Source organism: Rhizobium sp. AQ_MP (genome assembly GCF_014237835.1).
In the GTDB taxonomy this organism is placed as follows: Bacteria; Pseudomonadota; Alphaproteobacteria; order Rhizobiales; family Rhizobiaceae; genus Allorhizobium.
Genome location: NZ_JACJVI010000027.1, coordinates 25,262 through 31,609 on the forward strand (window position 1 = coordinate 25,262; position 6,348 = coordinate 31,609).

Annotated in this window: 3 protein-coding genes; all 3 read left to right on the top strand. The window is 52.1% G+C overall.

Features of this window, described 5'->3' with window-relative positions; genetic code table 11:
- Nucleotides 1-187: 187 nt before the first annotated feature.
- Genes H6M51_RS23195 through asnB form a run of 3 tightly spaced genes read left to right on the top strand, consistent with a single transcriptional unit; the run spans nucleotide 188 to nucleotide 5,689 of the window.
- A complete protein-coding gene (locus H6M51_RS23195; protein WP_185812169.1) occupies nucleotides 188-1,084 on the top strand; it encodes a class I SAM-dependent methyltransferase in 897 nt (298 codons plus the stop codon).
- Nucleotides 1,085-1,091: 7 nt separating this feature from the next.
- The gene (locus tag H6M51_RS23200; RefSeq protein ID WP_185812170.1) at nucleotides 1,092-3,767 is read left to right on the top strand and encodes a glycosyltransferase; all 2,676 of its coding nucleotides are present in this window, start codon (nucleotides 1,092-1,094) and stop codon (nucleotides 3,765-3,767) included.
- 20 nt (nucleotides 3,768-3,787) lie between these two features.
- A complete protein-coding gene (gene asnB / locus H6M51_RS23205) occupies nucleotides 3,788-5,689 on the top strand; it encodes an asparagine synthase (glutamine-hydrolyzing) (RefSeq protein WP_185812171.1) in 1,902 nt (633 codons plus the stop codon).
- The last annotated feature ends 659 nt before the right edge of the window (nucleotides 5,690-6,348 follow it).

Consider the following 6,348-nt stretch of genomic DNA (forward strand, 5'->3'; position numbering starts at 1 on the left):
AGTCAACTTAGCGAAACGCCCGAAACTATTCAGACAAACCGAGCCACCTCTCTTGCCTATGCACTTAGAGCTATTCACGCCTTCCGCGTTCCTATTGCCGCAGTGTTGACGCTCAAGATCAATACGCCTAATAACGCTACGCACACTTATGGGTGGGGGTGAAAAGACCGCCAAGGTAGAGGATTAAATGGCTGAATTGATACAAGCACCTTTCATCCGAGCTCCAATCGAGGTGGTTGACGGCATTCCCGTTTTCTCGCTGCGCGATCACTATGTGGACAATTATACCAAGATTGCCGCTGACCATGTTGAGTCGCTGGACGACGGTAATGGTAATCCCTTCATCGACGAGGAGCTTTGGGCTGATCTGGAGAAGTCGACACGGGAGCTCGTGGACAAATACATCGAGGATGGTGCGCGCGTTCTAGACATCGGAGTAGGGTTGGGGCGTGTCCTCGGTTCGGCCACCCACCTAGATCGATACGGGATTGACATCAGCCATGACTATTTGAAGAAAGCGAGCAAGGTTGGCTTCAAGGTTGCGTTTTCGCGTATTGAAGATATGCCATATCCAGATAATTTCTTTGATGCCATCGTAGCATGCGACGTACTGGAGCATGTGATCGATCTTCATGCCTGCTGCCTGCAAATTTTGAGGGTACTGAGGCCAGGCGGGACGCTGATTGTCCGTGTGCCGCACAAGGATGATCTGGAAGCTTATCTCGACGATAGCATCCCCTATGAATTTGTTCATGTCCGTTCATTCGACTTGGCAAGCCTGCGCATTTTGTTCGGCAAGATCCACAAGATGCATTTCAGGGAGAGCACTTTCGCGGGCAACTACCTGAAAGACTCTATGTTCAGCGTAAAATTGCTTTCTGAAAACTCCCCTGCCAGAAAGGCAGCTCAACTTGCGGATGGACCAGACCATCCTTTATGGTTGTTGAAAAAGATTACAGACATTTCGCATGAGGAATTCAGGGCCTGGATTTACAATCTCAGAGATGAAAAGCCGGCTCTTATGCGGGAACTGTTGAAGGAAATGACAGTCAGCCTTGAAGTGAATGTCGTGTTTACAAAGTGAAAATCGAATGGGCGTCGCCGAGACTTTTGATGCAGTGCTGATGTTGACATGGTCAGACTGGAAAAACGAACCAAGAAGCAATCGTTATCATTACGCAACACGTTTTGCCCGCAGCTTGCCCGTGCTGTTCTTTCAGCATTGTTATCATCAGCGCGCAGATATCAGTATAGAGCCGACCGAAATTGACAACATCGATATTGTCAACGTCAACTGCGGACTGCGCGACAGTGATGTATTCCAGATTAAGAAACTGCTTGCTGCGCGCGGCATCAAGCGGCCGCTTTTATGGATTTACGACTCCATGAATTACCAAGCCCTGATGGATGCATTGCCGACAGGCTATCGGGTCTATCATGCGTCGGAGGACTATTTTACCCACTCTCATGACTGGAATGAGAATCATGAGCTTGTCGCATCGTCGGTAAAGTCTTTGCTTTCGCAAGTGAATTTCATGGTCGCCTGCACCGAAGGGGTCGCCGAGGCCTGCGTCCACCTAGGGGGCTACAAGGGCAAGTATGTTGTGGTCGAGAACGGTTGTGACGCCGAGTTTTTTATCGGGATTCTGGACCAGACTTCGCTTCCGGACGCTGCTACCAGGCCGATTGCCGTGTTCCAGGGCGGTATTAACCAACGCCTAGACTACGATCTTCTTCACAACCTCGTATCCGCCATGCCCGATTGGGAGTTTCGTTTCTGCGGCAGGTCGGTGCCGTCCGCCGGTTGGGAACGGTTACAAAGTCTTGACAACGTGACATATCTTGGCGAACTCCAGCCGGAGGCTTTTGCTGCCGAGATGTGTGGAGCGACTGCGGGGATAGTGCCTTTCGTCCAGGATTCGTGGATACGTAATTCACTGCCACTGAAATCCTATGAGTATGTTGCGTGTGGGCTGCCCGTCGTTTCGGTGCCCATCACGGCCTTGATGAGAGATGGCAATCTGTTCGCTTTTGCAACCGATGCCGAGACCTTCCAATCCGAGCTTCGGAGACTCGCGCCGACGCGAAACGATCCAGAACTGCTTGCAGAACGGCGAAGCGCTGCAATTGCTAGGTCCTACGAAAAGAGATTTGCTTCTGCGTACAACGCCATTCTTGAGGCGAGAGCTGGCCTGCCGAGCTCCGGAAGACGTCTCAAAGTGGCGATTTTTTACGACTCTATGTATTCGATTCATGTCTCTACGATCTTCGAGCACCTCGAAGCCTTCGATCGATATTCCCGACATCAGGTAACCTATATTTCTGCTACGCCATCGTTCTGGAGCCAGGCAAATGGAGAGCCAGAAGATATTCTTGACCTGTCGATTTTTGATGTAGCTGTTGTTCATTATTCGACTAGATTGTCGGTCGTAGGCCACCTGGACCAAAGCATTGCAAACGCTTTGTCGCGTTTTAATGGTTTGAAGGTACTCTACATTCAGGATGAATACGAGGGTACTGAGATTGCTAGGAACTGGATGGATTACATCCGGTTTGATCTTGTCTATACATGTGTACCGTTGAGTGGTGTTGAGAAAATTTATCCCGCATACAGGTTTGGCTACACTGAATTCCTTCCAACGTTGACTGGATACGTACCGGAGGCCCCCCATATCGATGAATTTGCTCTCCCGATCGAAGACAGAAGCTTGTTGATAGCCTATCGGGGCCGAAAGTTGCATCCGATATACGGAACACTTGGGCAGGAAAAATATCAAATCGGCGTCGAGATGAAGGCGATTGCCGTTCTCAGCCAGTTGAATGTCGACATTGAAGTCGATGATTCCAAGAGAATCTATGGGGATGACTGGTACCGCTTCATGGGATCCGCACGCGCGACTTTGGGTACCGAAAGCGGGTCGAACGTATTCGATTTCACCGGTGAACTGAAAAAGGAACTTGATCGTCTCCAAGCCGCGAACCCGGATGTTTCTTTTGATGAACTGTATTCCCGCGTGATTGCACCGCACGAGGGGTTCGTTCGCATGAACCAGATTTCTCCCAAGGTGTTCGAAGCCATTCGCCTGCGAACGGCCCTCATTCTGTTTGAAGGCGATTACTCTGGCGTTTTGACACCCGACGAACATTTTATTGTGCTGAAGAAAGACTTCTCCAATTTTGGGGAAGTATTGTCCAAACTCAACGATATCCCGTTCCTTCGCAACCTCACCCAGAAAGCCTATGACGATATCGTCGGCAGCGGCCGCTACAGTTATCGCAGCTTTGTGGAAAGCTTCGACGCTGACGTGAGTGCGCGGGTCCTCCAGAAAAATCCCAACAGCCTGTTCACAATAATGATGGCCGTAACACGGAACGGAGCTGTTCGAGAGGCGTTGCCGTTATTGCCTGTAGGACTGTACGAGGGGCCTCTTCCGGTGGGCGCTCCGCTGCGGTTGGCGGAGACGGCAAGTCGGCTGACACCTCCAGGTGTTGTGGTTGGAGATGCCAGTACGCGCCTCGAAGCCATTGCGTTTGAGACTGCAGCTGGTTCCCCAAGACGGTCGATTGCCTACCGGCTCACCCGGAGGGCTTGGAGGATCATCCCGCGTTCGGTGCGGTATCGGTCTTTGAATGTTACGAGAAAGATAATGCGCGATGCTCAGAGCCCGGACGATGAACTTCACCCCGTGACGACTTTCGTAAAGGGAATCTGGCATTTGATGCCGGTATTCCTAAGGAAGCGTATCGCTCTGATGATTAAACGGTAACTGGAAGAGACGTTGCCCAGATGTGCGGAATTGTTGGATTGATTTCTCCGGGCCTGCCGATAGGAAATGATCTGCTTTCGGTCATGCGCGACCGTTTAGCACATCGGGGCCCGGACAATGGTTCGAATTGGTTGAGGTCGGACCGCAGGTTGGGCCTCGCCCATCGCCGGCTTTCAATTATCGATACATCCCATTCTGCCGATCAGCCGATGGCTTCGGAAGACGGAAGTCTCGCCCTGGTCTTCAACGGAGAAATATACAACTACATTGAGCTTAGATCCGAATTGAAGGATCTGGGATGCAGTTTCCGGACATCCAGCGATACTGAAGTGCTGCTAAATGCCTTGCGCGTTTGGGGTGAGGATGCCTTGGGGCGCCTCAATGGAATGTTTGCATTCGTGTTGTGGGATCAGCGTTCTAGGCGGGTTCTTGTGGCGCGTGACAGGTTCGGGGAAAAACCGCTTTTTATTGGACGCGGTGATTTTGGGAGCGTTGCCTTTGCCTCAGAAATGAAGGCCATCCTTGCCAATCCGAATTTCGGATGTCACGCGCATGCGGGCTCACTGGCGCGCTTTGCGCACGGGAGGTGGTATGAGGATGATACGGAAACCTTCTTCGAAGGTATTGAACGTTTGCCGCCTGCCCATGCCGCTTGGTTCTCCGAGAATGGAGAAGAAGTAAGACGCTGGCGCTATTGGACACCGGACTATACTAAGATTAACGACTCAATAAAGCCTCGGGACGCAGTGGAGCGTTTTTCGGAGTTACTCGAAAAAAGCATCCGCCTGCGGTTGCGGGCGGATGTACCCGTAGGGTCCAGTCTCTCCGGTGGACTGGACTCGTCCGTGATCGTGGGTATGCTGGCGAAAGAACGGAGCGCATCCTCCTTTACTCAAAACACGTTCTCTGCATCTTTCCCAGATGATCCCACAATGTCGGAAGACCAGGAGATCGATGCGGTCGTCGACTACACCTCGGTTCGGTCCTTCATTGTCAATCCAGATCCCCTAAAACTGGCGGATGAAATTTCGCTCCTTCACTGGCATCAGGAGGAGCCCTTCCTGTCGGCCTCCATATATCTTCAGTGGTGTGTGGCGCGTCTTGCGCGCCAGTATGATACCACCGTGCTTATGGATGGGCAGGGGGCTGACGAACTCCTGGCTGGTTATCAGTTTCATTTCAAGCAGCGCCAGCTTGATCTGCTCGACACAGGCAGATCCGCACTGGCGTATCGCGAAACCTCCAAGTTTAATTCTCGGCTGAAGATCGCCAGTGAAAAATACGATCACCCCCAAAGGCGGTTCAATCCATCAGTGGCCTATACGACCGACGAACTGCGTCGGCTGGAGGCCGAACGACCTGCTGTTACTCGATATGACTATGACGTTGGAACGGCGCCGGCCAAAAGTGGTTATCGATTGAGGCGTACGCTGTCGGAAGCGATGCTCTACAACAGCCTGCCGATGCTTCTGAGATATGCGGATCGCAATGCCATGGCGTTTTCCCGCGAGTCGCGTCTACCCTATCTGGATTATGAACTGGTTGATTTCTGTCTGACCCTGCCAGACGATTTTCTCGTTCGTAACGGCTGGCAAAAATGGATACTTCGGCAGGCGGCCGGCGATAGGATACCGCAGAACATTCGATGGAGGGCAGACAAGGTCGGTTATGCTGCTCCTCTTGATCGCTGGCTAAGAAAGGAACTGAAAGGTTGGGGCTGGGAGCGAGTTTCCGACAGCAGCCTTCTCTGTTTGCCGGGCTATGATCCTGAGGACATCAAGAGTTTGTGGACCGATCACCAGGAAGGGCGCGCCAACAATTCCTGGGCCCTCTGGAAGTGGATCAGTCTGGGTGAGTGGCTGCACCTTTATCGCTCAGGCTGGTGGCGGGCGGGCAGCGGTTCCTCGCCGCGATTGGCTTGATTGTCAATCGGCACAGAAAGTTGATCCCATATTGGAGTGAACGCCTCGGGCTGCACCACGAGACACCGAAAAAATGATACATCCTGCGGGCCTCAACCGGAGAAGGCTCATCAAATCCAGGTGTCCATATCGACGGCATTCAACGCCGTTGAATCTGCAGCTTTGCCAGGATATCCGAAACGGTGTCATTGGACGGAGCGACGCGTAGCGCACTTACGGCGTTTCCGCCAACCTTATCCGCCCAAACCTAGACAAATGTGATCTTCCCCAGGACAATTAGGCTTCATCGGTATGCAGACGCTCTACAATCCAGCTTATGTGATTTCGCGTGTGCACCGCTTCCGGGAATGCCCAGATAGCACCTCTCAGCACCACCACGGCCAACGCGAGTGTAGCAATCACCGTCCAGGGCTTCATCTTTACCTCCCGTTATCGAGATGTTGTAACCTTGGAGGATTATTGTGAAACACGGTAAAGTTGGAGTTAAGTTAATGAACTGCCCCCCATTTCGACCGGACATTCGGCATAAGCAGAAAGGCTCAAGCACAGGCTTGAGGGCAGGCTTATGTCTAACGAGTATCGACATGTTGAATTGCTGACGGGTGATGTCCGCCGTAGACGGTGGACAACCGAGCAGAAGCTGACAATCATCGAGCAGA